The sequence below is a fragment of the Paenibacillus sp. FSL H3-0469 genome (genome assembly GCF_038051945.1).
GTDB lineage: Bacteria > Bacillota > Bacilli > Paenibacillales > Paenibacillaceae > Paenibacillus_AQ.
In genome coordinates, this window is the sequence record NZ_CP150302.1 from 6404501 (window position 1) to 6419855 (window position 15355).

Annotated in this window: 17 protein-coding genes; 13 read left to right on the forward strand and 4 right to left on the reverse strand. The window is 52.9% G+C overall.

Annotated elements, in window-relative coordinates; all coding sequences use genetic code 11:
• Positions 1-72: 72 nt before the first annotated feature.
• Genes NSS83_RS28030 through NSS83_RS28070 form a run of 9 tightly spaced genes read left to right on the forward strand, consistent with a single transcriptional unit; the run spans position 73 to position 6193 of the window.
• On the forward strand, positions 73-597 hold the full coding sequence (locus NSS83_RS28030; RefSeq protein WP_036697929.1) for a YqeG family HAD IIIA-type phosphatase: 525 nt from the start codon (positions 73-75) through the stop codon (positions 595-597).
• On the forward strand, positions 597-1727 hold the full coding sequence (gene yqeH, locus NSS83_RS28035; RefSeq protein ID WP_341346949.1) for a ribosome biogenesis GTPase YqeH: 1131 nt from the start codon (positions 597-599) through the stop codon (positions 1725-1727). The genes NSS83_RS28030 and yqeH overlap by 1 nt, the downstream gene beginning before the upstream one ends.
• A gap of 20 nt (positions 1728-1747) precedes the next feature.
• Complete coding sequence (gene aroE, locus NSS83_RS28040) at positions 1748-2626, forward strand: shikimate dehydrogenase (RefSeq protein ID WP_341187650.1); 879 nt, start codon at positions 1748-1750, stop codon at positions 2624-2626.
• A gap of 51 nt (positions 2627-2677) precedes the next feature.
• The gene (yhbY, locus tag NSS83_RS28045) at positions 2678-2971 is read left to right on the forward strand and encodes a ribosome assembly RNA-binding protein YhbY (RefSeq protein ID WP_036697934.1); all 294 of its coding nucleotides are present in this window, start codon (positions 2678-2680) and stop codon (positions 2969-2971) included.
• A gap of 12 nt (positions 2972-2983) precedes the next feature.
• Positions 2984-3574 (forward strand): nicotinate-nucleotide adenylyltransferase, encoded by a 591-nt coding sequence (locus NSS83_RS28050; protein ID WP_341187651.1) that lies wholly within the window; start codon positions 2984-2986, stop codon positions 3572-3574.
• On the forward strand, positions 3558-4136 hold the full coding sequence (gene yqeK, locus NSS83_RS28055) for a bis(5'-nucleosyl)-tetraphosphatase (symmetrical) YqeK (protein WP_341187652.1): 579 nt from the start codon (positions 3558-3560) through the stop codon (positions 4134-4136). Before NSS83_RS28050 ends, yqeK begins: the two co-directional genes overlap by 17 nt.
• Positions 4133-4480: a ribosome silencing factor gene (gene rsfS / locus NSS83_RS28060; protein WP_036725699.1), complete on the forward strand. Its 348-nt coding sequence runs from the start codon at positions 4133-4135 to the stop codon at positions 4478-4480. Before yqeK ends, rsfS begins: the two co-directional genes overlap by 4 nt.
• Positions 4477-5400: a S1-like domain-containing RNA-binding protein gene (locus tag NSS83_RS28065; RefSeq protein WP_341019671.1), complete on the forward strand. Its 924-nt coding sequence runs from the start codon at positions 4477-4479 to the stop codon at positions 5398-5400. The genes rsfS and NSS83_RS28065 overlap by 4 nt, the downstream gene beginning before the upstream one ends.
• A 22-nt stretch (positions 5401-5422) precedes the next feature.
• Positions 5423-6193 (forward strand): class I SAM-dependent methyltransferase, encoded by a 771-nt coding sequence (locus NSS83_RS28070; protein WP_341188104.1) that lies wholly within the window; start codon positions 5423-5425, stop codon positions 6191-6193.
• 731 nt (positions 6194-6924) lie between these two features.
• On the opposite strand, the gene NSS83_RS28075 is transcribed toward NSS83_RS28070, so the two are convergent.
• Positions 6925-7083, reverse strand: a complete 159-nt coding sequence (locus NSS83_RS28075; protein ID WP_036697952.1) for a hypothetical protein — start codon at positions 7081-7083, stop codon at positions 6925-6927.
• Between the two features lie 118 nt (positions 7084-7201).
• Entirely contained in the window at positions 7202-8161 is a 960-nt protein-coding gene (locus NSS83_RS28080; protein WP_341187653.1) for a winged helix-turn-helix transcriptional regulator, read from the reverse strand.
• 461 nt (positions 8162-8622) lie between these two features.
• Between NSS83_RS28080 and NSS83_RS28085 the strand changes: the two genes are divergently transcribed.
• From NSS83_RS28085 to NSS83_RS28100, 4 genes are all read left to right on the forward strand, one after another.
• Positions 8623-10020, forward strand: coding sequence for a sugar ABC transporter substrate-binding protein (locus tag NSS83_RS28085; protein ID WP_341187654.1), 1398 nt, complete (start codon positions 8623-8625; stop codon positions 10018-10020).
• 189 nt (positions 10021-10209) lie between these two features.
• Positions 10210-11100, forward strand: coding sequence for a sugar ABC transporter permease (locus NSS83_RS28090; RefSeq protein WP_076155493.1), 891 nt, complete (start codon positions 10210-10212; stop codon positions 11098-11100).
• 18 nt (positions 11101-11118) lie between these two features.
• A complete protein-coding gene (locus tag NSS83_RS28095) occupies positions 11119-11961 on the forward strand; it encodes a carbohydrate ABC transporter permease (RefSeq protein WP_036697963.1) in 843 nt (280 codons plus the stop codon).
• Positions 11962-11992: 31 nt separating this feature from the next.
• Positions 11993-12955 carry a family 43 glycosylhydrolase gene (locus tag NSS83_RS28100; RefSeq protein ID WP_341187655.1) on the forward strand — a complete coding sequence of 321 codons (963 nt, stop codon included), beginning with the start codon at positions 11993-11995 and terminating at the stop codon, positions 12953-12955.
• Positions 12956-13434: 479 nt separating this feature from the next.
• Here NSS83_RS28100 and NSS83_RS28105 read toward each other — a convergent pair whose 3' ends face one another.
• On the reverse strand, positions 13435-14739 hold the full coding sequence (locus NSS83_RS28105) for a DUF4179 domain-containing protein (RefSeq protein ID WP_341187657.1): 1305 nt from the start codon (positions 14737-14739) through the stop codon (positions 13435-13437).
• Positions 14678-15274 carry a sigma-70 family RNA polymerase sigma factor gene (locus tag NSS83_RS28110; RefSeq protein WP_341187658.1) on the reverse strand — a complete coding sequence of 199 codons (597 nt, stop codon included), beginning with the start codon at positions 15272-15274 and terminating at the stop codon, positions 14678-14680. Before NSS83_RS28110 ends, NSS83_RS28105 begins: the two co-directional genes overlap by 62 nt.
• Positions 15275-15355 lie beyond the last annotated feature (81 nt).

The following is a 15355-nucleotide window of genomic DNA, read 5'->3' on the forward strand; positions in this document are numbered from 1 at the left end:
CCGGACCCTGGGATTTTTGCAGTCCTATAGCGCCGGGTTACAAGTTTCCTGTATGAAAATGAGGTGAAGGTATTGTTCGAAAGATTAGTCCCCAAGCTCCGGGTAAACACGGTGTTTGATATCGCTCTGGAGGAGCTATACCGCCAAGGATACCGGGGAATTATTACGGATCTGGATAATACGCTGGTCGGCGCCAAAGCGCCGCTGGCTACTCCTGAGCTGCTGCTCTGGTTCGCTAAGGTGAAGGAGCTGGGCTTCAAGCTTGTGATTGTATCCAACAACAATATGGACCGGGTGTCGCGTTTTGCTACCCCGCTGAATATTGAATTTGTACATCAGGCCAAGAAGCCCAGCAATTCCCCGTTCCTGCGGGCCATGAAGCTGATGGAGCTGGGACCGGAGCAGACGATTGTGGTCGGCGACCAGATGCTTACCGATGTATACGGCGGTAACCGGCTGGGCCTGTTCACGGTACTCGTGCTGCCCATCTCCGTCAAGGATGAAGGAATAGGAACAAGAATTAACCGCAGAGTGGAGCAGATTGCCTTGACCCGTCTGCGGAAGCAAGGATTGTGGCAAGAGGAGGATAAATCTTAATGAATGCAATGAATGATGAAAAGACGCGGCCAGAGAAATGCAGCGGCTGCGGCATTAAGCTCCAGAGCGTGGACAAGGAGCTTCCCGGCTATATCCCGGAGGTCGCCTTCGGGCGGGAGCCGGTAATTTGCCAGCGCTGCTTCCGGATCAAGAATTACAATGAAGCCTCTTCCGTATCGGTGAATCAGGATGAATTCCTGAAGCTGTTAAGCGGAGTAGGGGAGAAGAATGCACTGGTGATCCACATCGTGGATCTGTTCGATTTCGAGGGCAGTCTGATTTCCGGGCTGCAGCGGTTCGTCGGTAACAATCAGGTCATCCTGGCGGTGAACAAGATCGATCTGCTGCCGAAGGTAACCAACTGGAACCGGCTGCGCAACTGGATGCAGCAGCGCTGCAAGGAAGAGGGACTGCGCACGGCGGAGATTGTCCTGGTCAGCGCGAAGCGCAATCAGGGCTTCGACCGTCTGCTGGAGGCCGTTACCGAGCTGCGCGGCCAGCGTGATGTATATGTCGTCGGGGCTACCAATGTAGGCAAGTCCACCTTGATCAACCGGCTGATCTCCGATTACAGTGACCTGGAAGAGGAGCTGACGACCTCCCGTTATCCGGGCACCACCCTCGATATGGTCAAAATCCCGCTGGATGACGGCCATTCCATCATTGATACGCCTGGGATCGTATATCCTTGGCGCTACAGTGAGCTGGTCGAGCGCAAGGATCTGGGCGCAGTGATGCCTGAGAATCCGCTCAAGCCTGCGGTCTATCAGCTGAATGAAGGCCAGTCGCTGTTCTTCGGCGGATTGGGACGCTTCGACTTCATTCAGGGGGAACGCCAGTCCTTCACCTGCTTCATCAGCGGCACCTTGAAGATTCACCGCACGAAGCTGGAGCGTGCTGATTCCCTGTACCAAGACCACCGGGGCGAGCTGCTGTCTCCGCCGGGAACTGCCGACATGGACAAGCTGCCGCAGTGGCAGCGGCATGAATTCCGTATCGCGAGAAACAGTGAGACCGACCTGTTCATCTCGGGCCTGGGCTGGATCAAGGTGAACGGTACAGCCGGAGCGGTAGTAGCTGTCCATGTGCCGCGCGGGGTCAAGGTGCTAACCCGTCCGTCGCTGATCTAATTGTACAGGAGGAAGGCGGCATGACTGAGACAGGCAGGAATACGCAGAGTCACGGGGAGCTCCTGCTGGGCGTGATGGGCGACCCGATTGCCCAGTCCAAATCCCCGCTGATGCAAGGGGCGGCGCTCCAGGCGCTCGGTCTCTCCGGGGCTTACGTGCCGCTGCACATCACGCCGGACAAGCTGGGCGATGCGGTGCAGGCGATACGGACGCTTGGCTTCCGGGGCGTGAATGTAACAATTCCGCATAAGGTTGCCGTGATGGAGTATCTGGACCGGCTGGATTCAAGTGCGGTGGATGTCGGCGCAGTCAATACCATCGTTAATGACAATGGGATATTGACCGGCTTCAATACAGATGGGATCGGATATGTCCGCTCGCTTAAGACAGAGGCTGCGCCGGATCTCACCGGCACCCGTATTCTAGTGATTGGAGCCGGCGGTGCGGCCAGAGGGATTGTCTCGGCGCTGCTGAAGGAGCGGCCGGCTTCGGTCCTAATTGTGAACCGTAATGAGGAACGGGCCCGTCAGCTGGCAGATAGCTTCAGCAGCCGGGGCAGCATAGCCGGAGCAGGGATGGATGCCGTTCCCGGCGTGCTTGGCAGCATGGATATCGTAATCAATACGACATCGGTAGGCATGTATCCGCATATGGAGGACATGCCGATCGACCCGGCCGGGCTGCATGAAGGGATGATCGTCAGCGATCTGATCTATAATCCGCTGCATACCCGGCTGCTTACAGAGAGCCTGAAGCGCGGCTGCACCGTTCACGGCGGGCTGGGCATGTTCGTCTACCAGGGAGCTTACGCCCTGGAATATTGGACAGGTCTTGCGGCACCCGCAGCGATTATGCGGCAGACTATTGCGGATTGCCTCGGCCAGGTGCCGGGCAAATGATTTTCACTGAACAGGGTAATAATATATGTTAATTAAGGAGTTTTCACATTTATGTTAACAGGCAAACAAAAACGTTATTTGCGCTCTTTGGCTCATCATCTGGATGCTGTATTTCAGGTCGGCAAAGGCGGCGTAAACGATCATCTGATCCGTCACATTGAAGAAGCTATTGAGAAACGCGAGCTGATGAAGATCAGTGTACTGAATAACAACGCTGATGATCCCAAGGAAATTGGTGCCGCGCTTGCCGAGCAGTCCGGTTCGGAGCTTGTTCAGGTGATCGGCAAGACTATCGTTCTGTACAAAGAATCACGCGACAACAAAACGATTGAGCTTCCAAGATAGGAGGTTGACCTCTTGAGAGTAGGCATAATGGGAGGGACCTTCGATCCTCTGCATATCGGCCATATGATGGCCGCTGAGACGGCGCGTGAGAGCTACGCTCTGCAGGAGGTCTGGTTCATGCCTTCGCATATCCCGCCTCATAAGCATGAGGCCGGGGCCACCGGTGAACAGCGGCTGGCGATGGTGGAGGGAGCGGTGAAGAATCACCCTTCCTTTGGCATTCTTGACTGGGAAATTGTGCGGGGCGGAGTATCCTATACGCTGGAGACGGTAATCAGTCTGCAGGAGGAATATCCGCAGCATGAGTTCTTTTTCATCGTGGGTGCGGATATGGTTCAGTATCTGCCCAAGTGGCAGGGGATCGAAGAGCTGGTGAAGCGGCTGACCTTCATCGGTGTCGGACGCCCGGGCACTCCGCTGGATCTGGGACTGCTGCCGGAGTTCATTGCGGGTAGAGTACTGCTGGCGGATATGCCGCTGGTCGATCTCTCCTCCACCATGCTCAGAGCCCGGGCCGCCGAAGGAAAGTCGATCCGCTATATGGTTCCGGATGCTGTGTATGAATATGTTCAAAGGAGTGGATTGTATGGAGTACAGCCGTGAAGCGCTGATTGAAGCGGTATCCGGCCAGATGCCGGACAAACGCTGGAAGCATACACTCGGGGTGATGGAGTCCGCTGTGAAGCTGGCGCAGCGTTATGGCGCTGACCCGCAGCGGGCCGAGACCGCCGCCATCCTGCATGATGTGGCCAAGTATTGGCCGGTAGAACGGATGCGGGAGATCATTGAACAGAATGGATTATCCGCCGAGCTTTTGAAATATGACAAGCAGCTATGGCATGCTGAGGTGGGTGCTTATACCGCCGAACATGATTATGGTATTCAGGATTCGGAGGTGCTGGACGCGATCCGTTACCACACCTCGGGACGGGAGAACATGGGCCTGCTGGAGCGGATCGTCTGTCTGGCTGATTATATTGAGCCGGGTCGGGACTTCCCTGGTGTGGAGGAGATCCGCAGGCTGGCGAAGGTCAGTCTGGAGCAAGGGCTGATTGCCGGACTGGATTCCACTATACGCGTGCTGCTGGAGAAGCGCAGGGTCGTATTTCCGCTTACGGTGCTGGCGCGCAACGATTTAGTTAGAACATTGGAGGATAAAATATGAGTGTACAATCAAACAAGCTGTTTGAGCTGGCGTTACACGCCGTTCAGGATAAAAAAGCAATGAACGTGGTGGCTCTTGATCTGCGCAGTGTGTCGCCGATCAGCGATTATTTCATCATCTGCCACGGTAATTCCGATACCCAGGTTCAGGCGATTGCCACTGAGGTGCGCAAGGTAGTTCATGAAGCTGGCGGAATGATCAAAGGCATTGAGGGGATGGATGCAGCGCGCTGGGTACTGATGGACCTTGGCGACGTGATCGTCCATGTCTTCCACCGCGATGAACGTGAATATTACAATATTGAGCGTCTGTGGTCGGATGCCAAGGTCGTGGAGACGGTATGAGTCTGATTGCAGGCACTACGGTTACCCTTGAAGTGATGCGGGAGGTATCCCCTTACGGGTACTTCCTGAGCGCAGGCGACCAGGATATCATGCTTCATTACACCGAGCTTGTGGGCAGTAAGCCGAAGATCGGCGACAAGGTTGAGGTGTTCCTCTTCTTTGATACCGAGGACCGTCCTGCGGCTACGATGAAGAAGCCTTATCTGACGCTTGGCGAGATGGCGCTGCTGGAGGTGGCGGATATCCATCCGCGGCTGGGCTGCTTCCTGGAGATGGGGCTTGGACGGCAGCTGCTGCTGCCGCTCAGCGAGCTTCCCGAGCTGGTGGAGCTGCGTCCGCAGATTGGCGACAAGGTCTTCGCAATTATGGAGCATGACAAGCAGGGACGTCTCCGTGCCAAGCTGGCCGGCGAGCAGGAGCTTGCGCCGCTGGCCTTGCCTGCACCGGAATCCTGGCAGGGGCAGAGTGTCACCGCCCGGGTGTACAAGCCGCTGCAGATGGGCACCTTCGTGCTTATAGACGCCGGTGTACTTGGCTTCGGTATCATCGGTATGGTCCACTCCTCTGAACGCACCCGTTTGCTGCGTCTGGGCGAAGTGATTGAAGCGCGCGTGGCGCATATCCGCGAGGATGGCCGCGTCAACCTCAGCATGGGCCACCGCAAGGAAGTGGGCCGTGATGTGGATTCCGCGGCTCTGCTTGATTTTCTGGCTTCCCGTCCGGGCGGCGGAATGCCGTATTCGGATGCTACGCCTCCTGATATTATCAAGCAGCGCTTCGGCATCAGCAAATCAGCGTTCAAGCGTGCGCTTGGCAAGCTGATGAAGGAAGGGCTGGTTGTCCAGAAGGAGAACTGGACCTATCTGGCTGCCCGCGAAGAGGAGCAGGCCGGACCGGACAGCGATTCTGACAACCAATAGTATAGAGAAAGCGGTGTACGCAGTGTCTTCCTATGGCAAATTTGCTTATGTATACGATGCGCTTATGGCGGATATGCCGTATCCGGATTGGCTGGCCTTTGCTGAGACGGCATGGGGCAAATACGGCAAGCCGCGCACGGTAGCCGAGCTCGGCTGCGGTACCGGCAGCCTGACGATTCCGCTGGCTGCTGCTGGTTACCACATGACGGGGATTGACCTTTCTTCGGACATGCTGTCCGTTGCCCAGCGGAAGCTGGAGCAGCAGCCGCAGGGACGGCGCTTTTTGCGGGAGGGCAGCGTGCAGTGGGTTCAGCAGAACATGAAGGAATGGGAGCTGCCGGAGCCGGTGGATGCCGTCATCTCCTTCTGTGACTGTCTGAATTATGTGCTGGAGGAGCAGGACATCCGGTCTGTGTTCTCCAGTACGTATGACGGACTGAAGCCGGGCGGGACCTTCTTGTTCGATGTACATCATCCGAACACCCTGATCCGCTATGAGGAAGAGCAGCCTTTTGTGCTGGATGAGCCGGACATCTCCTACATCTGGACCTGTGAGCTGGATGAGCAGCGCCGGGAGATTGAACATCACCTATCCATCTTCGCCCGCGAGGAGGGCCGCACAGGCACGTACCGCCGCTTCGAAGAGACCCACACCCAGCGTGCCTATGACCCGGAGTGGATGAAGCAGGAGCTGCTTGCCGCCGGATTCAGCGAGGTGTCGGTGTATGCGGACTTCGAGTGGGTGGCGGCGGATGATTCGGCGCAGCGGCTGTTCTATGTGGCTGTGAAATGAAGCTGCTAAGGAATTGAACTTGTTCAGCACACATAAGAACTTGAAGCGTAATCGTCACTGCGGGGAACATTTGGACTTCTAGCGCACATAAGAACTTGAAGCATAATCGTCACTGCGGAGAACATTTGGACTTACGGCCGCTGTTGTCTCCAGGTTTCTTGATTTAATACCGCTGTTCGCGGTAGAAATCCGCAGACAAAGGCGGACGCTAACGCTCCTACAGTTCCAAATTTCCCCTCCGCTCCTTTTTGCTTCTTGTTAAATTCTTTAGAGCTTCATATATGGTTGAGGTTGTATGGGAGGTCCTTACCTGAAATTGGGTAAGGACCTTCTTTGATCTTGATGTGGACCAAAATCACACAATCGGCGCCACCTGAGGCACATGAACCAAATGTATGTGGAAAACAGCATATAATCGGCGCCACTGAGGGCACATGAACCAAATGTATGTTAAAAACAGCATACAATCGGCGCAACTGAGGTACACGGGCCAAGATGTATGTGGAAAACAGTATACAATCGGCGCTACTGAGGCACATAGGCCAAGATGTATGTTAAAAACAGCATATAATCGGCGCTACTGGGGCATGTGGGTTGTGTTGCTGCGGGGCGAGTGAGACAGAAGTACAAATACCATCTGTACAAAGGGGCGCATTAGCCGTTCCTGCTTAAATAACACAGCAAACCGGACCCTATCCGAAGGATAGGGTCCGGTCATCTTCCAAGTAGGCTTACCGGTGTTCGAACAAATCGATGGTGCCGAGTACAATATGTGCCAGACCAAATCCAAGAATGCCGGTTGCCGCGATCTTATATCTGCTCCCCAGAAAAGCTGCACTCGAAGCAGTAACTACGGTCCCCAGTACGGCTGGTATCAACCCTTCACGCATTCGAAACACTCCCTCACGGTAGTTTGAAAGACATTCGTTAGTGTGGGTTAAGGCCGGGACAATTATACTTCGAGTTTATGCCAGCGGCGGCGGGGAAGCGGCTGTCTGTTATAAACGGTCAATCGGCCACTCCCGCTGTGGTCACCCGGCCGGAAGGGTCTTCGACCTCATGCACATTGTAGAGCACACGCGCCAGCAGATCCTGGCTGTAATTGCCGAAATGCTTGCCGTAGATGGTCAAGCCGCGCTTGTTGACCGGCTTGTCGGTGACGGCAATACGGAAGGTCAGCTCGCTCTTGTAATCCAGCTTAATGTCGTCCAAGGTGATGTCTGAGATGCGGCAGCCGTCAATGAAGCTACCCTCCTGATTGATGCGGATCAGTTTCAGCATGCCATACTGGTTGAGATGGGGAGGCCACCAATCCGGGTTGAAGGTGCCGCGCATGTCGCCGAAGTCCCCGGGGCTGGTCCAGAAGCCGATCTCGATGCCGTTCACATAGAAGTACAGATCCGAGGGGTAATTGTCGTTGAACCCGGGAGCCTCGGAGCCAATCTCCATGGAGAACTGGATTTCCCGGAAGGTCTGGTTGGCTTTGAGATAGTTAGGGATGCGGTACTCCAGGAAGCCTTCGGCCATCCAGATGATCTCAGAATCGATCCGTTGGGGATCGGCGAAGTAACGCGGCTCGTCGAAGTCCCCAATGATGCTATCCTTGGTGGCCAGACCGCAGGTCGGAACGGCCTGATAATTACTGTAATGGCCCACCTGAATCTCGACCTCGTACAGATTATCCACATCCTTGCTCCGCAGATCCACCATCAGCTTATCCTTATTCAGATAGCAGACCTTCTGAATTCCGTGCTTGCCTACGGCAGTATTAATCTCAATTAAGCCGCTCTCCTCCAGCTTCTTGATATGCATTGTAATCGCCCCGTTGCTGAGATTCAGCTTCTTGGCAATTTCGTTGAGATTCAGGGCCTGATTGGTCGCCAGCAGCTCAAGAATCTGGATGCGGATTTCCGAGCTGAGCGCCTTGAAGATATCAATCCCGCTCATCAGATCTTTAATATAAATCATATTTAGAATACCTTCTTCCACTGAGGTCATGAGAATCGAAACTATTTTATAAAATTATAAACTAACCCGCCCAAAAAGGAAAGTATCCTGCCTTTATTTGTAGAAAACGATTAAATTTAAGCTAAAAGTAAAAGTTAAGCTCTGTTTGTTTTATATAAACATGAATACTTAATGCACCATTAAGTCAATATTAAATGATTTTTTTCAGTAAAAAAGCAATAATTAACGTTTGATTTGAATAACTATAAAAAGATTTATACTTTTATATTTACACTCCACTTTATATATGCTATTTTATACCTGTAAGCGAATACATTCAATTGTTTCTCAATTATTTAATTAAAGTGTGAAACATAGCACAACATGCGGTAGCTTGAACTAACAGAGCCGGTGAGGTTCCCTAGTTCTTCTATATAGATTGTATCAATCGAGTTGCTCAGCAAATCCTAGGAGGGGTTACAGTGTTAAAGAAAAAGGGCTGGTTCACACTGCTGTCGTTAGTTCTGATGGTATCGGTTGTACTTACAGGCTGCGGCGGGAAGAACAATGCATCGTCCGGGGGCAATAGCGGAAGCGAAGCTACGGCGAATGCAGGCAGCAAGGATTCCAAGGAAACCAAGAATCTTACGTTCATGTTCCGCGGGGGAACCGATGAGCAGAAGGCTTATGAAGGTGTTGTGAAAAAATATGAAGCCGATCATCCGAACGTCAAGGTTAAGATCGTTGTGACTGCGGCAGATCAATATGCGACTAAGCTGAAAGCCTCTATTACGGGGAACAGCGTGCCGGACGTATTTTATTTTGAATCCGGCGACCTGAAGGCTTATGTGAACAGCGGCGTGCTGCTGGACCTGACCAGCTATGTGGAGAAGAACCCTAATATTGATTTGAATAACATCTGGAAATATGGCGTGGATCTGTACCGTTACGACGGCACCATGGCCGGGCAAGGCAATTTGTACGGGATGCCTAAGGACGTAGGCCCGTTCGCACTCGGATATAACAAGACCATGTTCGAAGCTGCGGGTATCCCGCTGCCGGACAAAGACAAACCGTACACCTGGGATGAATTCATCAAAGTCGCTCAGCAGCTGACGATTGACAAGGACGGGGACGGTAAGCTGGATCAATTCGGCGCAGGCTTCAACGTGCAGTGGGCCTTGCCTTCCTTCGTCTGGAGTAACGGGGCGGACTGGCTGGATGCTACCAAGACCAAGGTTACCATTGATGATCCGAAGTTTATCGAAGCGTTGCAATTCTTCACTGACATGCAGCTTAAATACGGCATTACGCCGTCCACAGAACAAGCACAGACTCTGGATACCTACCAGCGCTGGATGAAAGGTGAAATGGCCTTCTTCCCTGTAGGGCCGTGGGATATGAGCACTTATGAGAAGCTGCCTTTCGATTATGATCTGATTCCTTATCCTGCCGGCTCCACAGGCAAATCCGCAACATGGACCGGCTCACTGGGTATCGGTGCCTCCGCCAAAACCAAGCATCCCGATGAAGCCGTGGATCTGATCAATTATCTGACAGCCTCTAAGGAGGGAATGGAAGCGCTGGTGAAGGCTAAGGTGCAAATCCCGAACCTGATGGATATGGCTAAGGAATGGGCCGCTGATACTACGACCAAACCGGCGAACAAGGAAGAATTCCTCCAGGTCGTGAATGAATACGGACGGGTGCTGCCCGGCCACTACACGTACAATGCTGAATGGTATAACCTGTTCTACACGGATATCCAGCCGGTACTTGACGGTAAGGTTACCCCGGAGGAATATGTGAAGGCGGAACAGCCGAAGATGCAGAAGCTGCTGGATAAAGCGGTCGAGCAAGAGGCGAAATCCAAGAAATAAGCGGTACACCGTTCTTATCTAGCATACAAAGTGATGCTCGGTCTCCTGTAACAGCGGGCCGGCATCACTTTATTCTGAGATGAACTTGTATATATTTTGGAGACCCCGCAAAGTATCTGAATACTCATCGGAGCTGATGCATCACTTTGTGGGGAAAGTTATAGACTATCCGAATTTGAGGTGATTCTAGTGAATGTTAAGTCCAATCTGTACCGCAAGGAGAAAATCTACGGATTTCTGTTTATCCTGCCTCCGCTGCTGGGACTGCTGATCTTTACGCTCTACCCGATGATTTATTCAATCTATGGCTCATTCACGGATTGGGATGGACTCGGCCAAATGAACTTCATCGGACTTAGCAACTTCAAGGATCTGTGGTCGGATGAGCTGTTCCATAAGGCCTTATTCAATACCTTGTTCATGATGCTTGGCATTCCGATCGGCATTACGCTGGCGCTGCTGCTGGCGCTTGGGCTTAACCGGGGAGTGCCCGGGACTACAGCATTCCGGGTCATCTATTATGTTCCGGTTATTTCTTCTTTGGCCGCAGTATCGATCATGTGGAACTGGGCCTATAACGGTGATTATGGTCTCGTCAACCAGTTCCTCGATCTCTTCGGGATCAGCGGGCCGAACTGGATGGCGAATAAATATACGGTTAAGCCGGCGCTGATCATTATGGCGGTATGGAAGGGCCTCGGTTATACAATGCTGCTCTATCTGGCGGCGCTGCAGAGTGTCTCCAGATCTTATTACGAAGCGGCGGAGCTGGATGGAGCGAACGGTTTCAAGTCCTTCTGGCATATCACCTGGCCGATGGTGCGCCCGGTAACGTTTTTCATCATCGTGACCAACATTATTGGAGGATCGCAAATTTTTACCGAGATGAACATTATGACCCCTACAGGCGGACCTGAATATGCTTCAGCCTCCGTGGTATTCTACATTTGGCAAAAAGCCTTCGGCAACTTCCAGATGGGCTATGCCTCTGCTATGGCGGTATTCCTCGGCGTGTTCATATTTGTTGTGACTCTTATCCAATTCCGAATGAACGAGAAGCAATCGTTCGATGTCGATTAACCGAAGAGGGAGGAGACCATAAATATGACGAGCAGAAGAAGAGTTACCCATAGCATTATCTTTGTTCTACTTTTAATCGGCGCGGTGTTCATGATCGGCCCGCTGCTCTGGATGCTGTCCACCTCATTCAAGGATAAGCAGGATGTGTTCGCTCTGCCTCCGGTGTGGATTCCGCGGCCGTTCCATTTCGATAAATACAGTGAGATCTGGGAGGCGGGGCCGCTGCTGAGCGGGATCAAGAATAGCTTGATTATCGCCGTCACGGTAACGATCGTTGGTACGTTCACCTCCAGTCTTGCGGCGTTTTCCTTTGCTAAATTGCGGTTTCCCGGTAAAAATAAAATATTCCTGCTGATGCTCTCATCCCTGATGATTCCCTATCCGGCAGTCATGATTCCGCAGTTCTTCATGTTCTCGAAGCTGGGCTGGATTGACACGCTGCTGCCGCTGATTGTGCCGGGCTTATTCGGTAATATCGTCATGATCTTCTTCCTGCGGCAGTATCTGAGCAGTGTGCCGAATGCGATTATCGAAGCGGCCAAAATCGACGGAAGCTCGTATTTCCGCCTGTACAGCTCCATCACCTTCCCGCTGATCAAGCCGGCGGTGGCTGCACAGCTGATTCTGTGGTTCATGGGTATCTGGAACGACTACCTGTCTCCGATTATCTATCTGAATTCACCGGAGAAGCAGACCCTCCAGCTGGTTATCGCCAACTTCAATGCGACCTATGCAATCCAGACGGACTACCCGCTGATTATGGCGGCTTCGATTATTGCCCTGCTGCCGATGCTGATTATCTTCCTTGTTTTCCAAAAGCAAATTATTGAATCTGTTGCCATCTCCGGAGTGAAGGGCTGACAGAGACAAGACCATCAAAGGAGAAACCATAATGAATACAAATAGAGAGTACACTAACCCGCTTGTCGAACAGCGTGCAGATCCCTGGGTATACAAGCATACCGACGGCTATTACTATTTCACTGCTTCTGTGCCTGAATATGACCGGATTGAAGTCCGCAGAGCGTTAACGATTGAGGGGCTTCGGGAAGCACGGCCGGTAGTGGTCTGGCGTAAATATGAGAGCGGTCCGCTCAGCGCCAATATCTGGGCACCCGAAATCCATTACATGGACGGCAAATGGTATATTTACTTTGCGGCGGCCCGGACCACGGAGACGAAGGAAGGTCTGTTCGACCACCGGATGTACGCCTTGGAGAATACTTCAGCGAACCCGCTGGAAGGGGAGTGGACCGAGAAGGGGCAGGTGAGAACCGCCTGGGAATCCTTCGCCCTGGATGCTACAACGTTCGAGCATAGGGGCGTGCATTACTATGTATGGGCGCAAAAGGACCCGGAGATTGACGGGAACTCCAATCTGTATATCTCAGCCATGGAGAACGGCTGGACGCTTAAGGGTCCGCAGACGATGATCTCTTCGCCGCAGTATCCTTGGGAGGTCATCGGCTTCAAGGTAAACGAAGGGGCTGCCGTGCTGAAGCGGGGCGGCCGGATCTTCATGAGCTTCTCGGCCAGCGCCACCGATCACAACTATTGCATGGGGCTGCTTACCGCAGACGAGGACAGCGATCTGCTGGACGCTGCATCCTGGACCAAGCATCCTGAGCCCGTGTTCCAGACCAGTGAGGAGAACGGGCAGTACGGCCCGGGCCATAACAGCTTCACCGTGGATGAGCACGGCGGGGATGTGCTGATCTACCATGCCCGTAACTATAAGGAGATCACCGGTGACCCGCTCTACGACCCGAACCGTCACACCCGCGCCCAGCGCCTGCGCTGGAACGCCGACGGTACGCCGGACTTCGGCGTGCCGGTGAGGGACGGCGGGAAGTAGGGCAGATTTCAGTCGGGAATAGAGTGGGATAGCATGCTGAACTGCGAACTTCTGTTGAAGGCCGCTCCGAAGGTGAGCTACCCGCTGCATAGAGTGAAATGCAAAGAGTCCCGCAACCCTATGGAGGGGAGCGGGACTCTTTGTACTGAGTGGCGGCGTCAGGATAAGGAGACGGAGGTGCGCTGTAACAGTACTCTGCTGTTGCAGTTTGTGCAGGATTTCCGCGCTGGCAGCTTCTATGGAGCCGCATTGTTGCACTAATTGCAGGATTTTTCTAAATTTGTTACTGGCTGTGGCGCATTGTTGCAACTTTTGCAGGAATTCGGACGATAAGGTGCTAGTCGGGCGGACATTGTTGCATTTAGTGCAGGATTTCCACGATGACAGCTTCCACTGAGCCGCATTGTTGCACATTGTGCAGGATTTCCGCGCTGGCAGGCGCTGGCTGCTCACTAGTGCTTTGCTCTGTGTATACGCCCCTATTTTTCCCCTACAGGGACCGGAATAGTATGTCTATAGTACTTAATATAGTGGAAGCCGTCCATCTGCAGGAATTCCGGCTTCTCTGTGGTCTGGAAGGAATACGTACGCTCCCATAGGATATTACCGTTCTTAAGATCCCACTCGCGGGAATCGGATATGGAAGTGACGGGAACGGTGGCCCCTCCGGCTTGAACAGTCAAAGTATCCTTATCCAGCATAGTGAATTGTCTCCCGGCAATCACGATATCATAGCCGTCAGCAGTCCTGGTGACACTTCGAATCCAGAGTTTCTCCTGGCCGACCGTAACGGAGTGGTCTGAGGGTGAGGCCAGCGGGATCGGCTGCCCGACCTTTTGGTATCCGCTGAAGTTATCCAATACAAGATCAACACTCTGCGGCTTGTCTGTCGGCAGCACATCGTATTCAATCTGAAACTCCGCTACTCCCGTTTTCTCATTGACACCCGACCGCATGGACAAGAAATCCACTTCAGTCCCATTGACATATAGTTTGGTTGCAGCAGAGAATCGCGGATGTTCCCCGTTATCCATCTTATAATGTCCCTTTACAATGGTTGACGTGGGGGAAGCGGTAACCATGTCATAGTAGACGGTTCCCTGATCCACCGGAACGGCTTGATGAATATCGGCGACCAGGATACTCTTCATGGCTTTACTGGCGTCAAAATTAAAGGAGAGCTTGGCTTGCGCAGGCTTGGCTTCACCCTGATAGCTGTATACATTAAGGGTCAGATTTCTGGCGAACGGACTGACCGGCTCGAATTTGTACATTCCATCAAACCGGGTTTTGTTCTTGTTGTAACCGCCGCCACTTGTCGGTGAAGAGTTTGTCAAAAACCCTGTAATATGGCCTAATGCATACAGCGACGACGGCTCCTCATCGAACACCTCTCCCGGCGGCGGGGTAATGCTGTAATACATCAGCAGAGCATTATCATCCGCAATTACTCCGTTAACCGTGAGTACAATCCCATTCTCCAGTGTCATACTTTTGTTAACGGTCTGTCCGTAGCCATGTTCAGCGACTCCAGAGAATCCAAGCGTATACAGCTCAGTCTGGTTAAACAGCTTCCCGCCATAATAAGCCAACGCCGGATACTGATAGACGCCCACCGTCAGCAGCAGGGCTGCGGCTGCTGTAGCCACCCAGGTCCGCGCTTGTCCCGCCCGTGATTTCCGTCTAACCGGAGCCTGCTCCAGCGCCTTCCGCAATCTGCCTTCAAGTTCTGACGGCGTCATGGTCTGCTGATGCTCCTGTAATCTCTCCTCGATCGTTCTCATAACGGTCACCTCCAATCATAGCTTTTAGTTTCTGTATTCCCTGCGAGATTCTGGACTTGATCGTGCCGACCGGCGCTTGCGTAATATCGGCAATGGTCTGATACGGCAGATCGTGGACATAACGCAGCTCAATCGCTTCCCGCTGCCGGGGATTCAGATGCGCGAGCAGAACGGACAGATCCATTTCGGACTCGGTATAGCGGTACGGGTTATCTGCGGTCCATGCCTCAAGGGAAGGCTCCGGGGACTCGTCCTCCTCCAGAGGAACGTACCGGTTCTGGTTGCGGAGGACGGTTTTGCAGCGGTTGACCAGAATGGTTTTGCTCCAGCTATAGAAGGACTCGCGCTTCTGGAGTTGCCCAACCTTCTCATAGAGCGTGACGATCATATCCTCCATGACATCCATCGCGTCATGCTCATTTCTCATGTAGCTATAGGCAAGACGATAATAAGCGTCCTGTTCGGCTAGGATCAGTTCTAATAATGCTTCTTTGTTACCGCGCTGTGCGGCTCTGACAAGACGGCTTATATTCATGTGCTCACCCCTTTCACAGATAAGAGTGCGTAGCAGCCCGGAAAGTTCATTATGCTCTCAAAAAAATATCCACAGCCTATA

Excerpts from the sequence above, each read along its gene's own strand:
- yqeH (WP_341346949.1), top strand. The coding sequence starts at position 597 with ATGAATGCAATGAATGATGAAAAGACGCGGCCAGAGAAATGCAGCGGC.
- aroE (WP_341187650.1), top strand. The coding sequence starts at position 1,748 with ATGACTGAGACAGGCAGGAATACGCAGAGTCACGGGGAGCTCCTGCTG.
- yhbY (WP_036697934.1), top strand. The coding sequence starts at position 2,678 with ATGTTAACAGGCAAACAAAAACGTTATTTGCGCTCTTTGGCTCATCAT.
- yqeK (WP_341187652.1), top strand. The coding sequence starts at position 3,558 with ATGGAGTACAGCCGTGAAGCGCTGATTGAAGCGGTATCCGGCCAGATG.
- rsfS (WP_036725699.1), top strand. The coding sequence starts at position 4,133 with ATGAGTGTACAATCAAACAAGCTGTTTGAGCTGGCGTTACACGCCGTT.
- NSS83_RS28065 (WP_341019671.1), top strand. The coding sequence starts at position 4,477 with ATGAGTCTGATTGCAGGCACTACGGTTACCCTTGAAGTGATGCGGGAG.
- NSS83_RS28075 (WP_036697952.1), bottom strand. The coding sequence starts at position 7,083 with ATGCGTGAAGGGTTGATACCAGCCGTACTGGGGACCGTAGTTACTGCT.
- NSS83_RS28080 (WP_341187653.1), bottom strand. The coding sequence starts at position 8,161 with ATGATTTATATTAAAGATCTGATGAGCGGGATTGATATCTTCAAGGCG.
- NSS83_RS28100 (WP_341187655.1), top strand. The coding sequence starts at position 11,993 with ATGAATACAAATAGAGAGTACACTAACCCGCTTGTCGAACAGCGTGCA.
- NSS83_RS28105 (WP_341187657.1), bottom strand. The coding sequence starts at position 14,739 with ATGAGAACGATCGAGGAGAGATTACAGGAGCATCAGCAGACCATGACG.
- NSS83_RS28110 (WP_341187658.1), bottom strand. The coding sequence starts at position 15,274 with ATGAATATAAGCCGTCTTGTCAGAGCCGCACAGCGCGGTAACAAAGAA.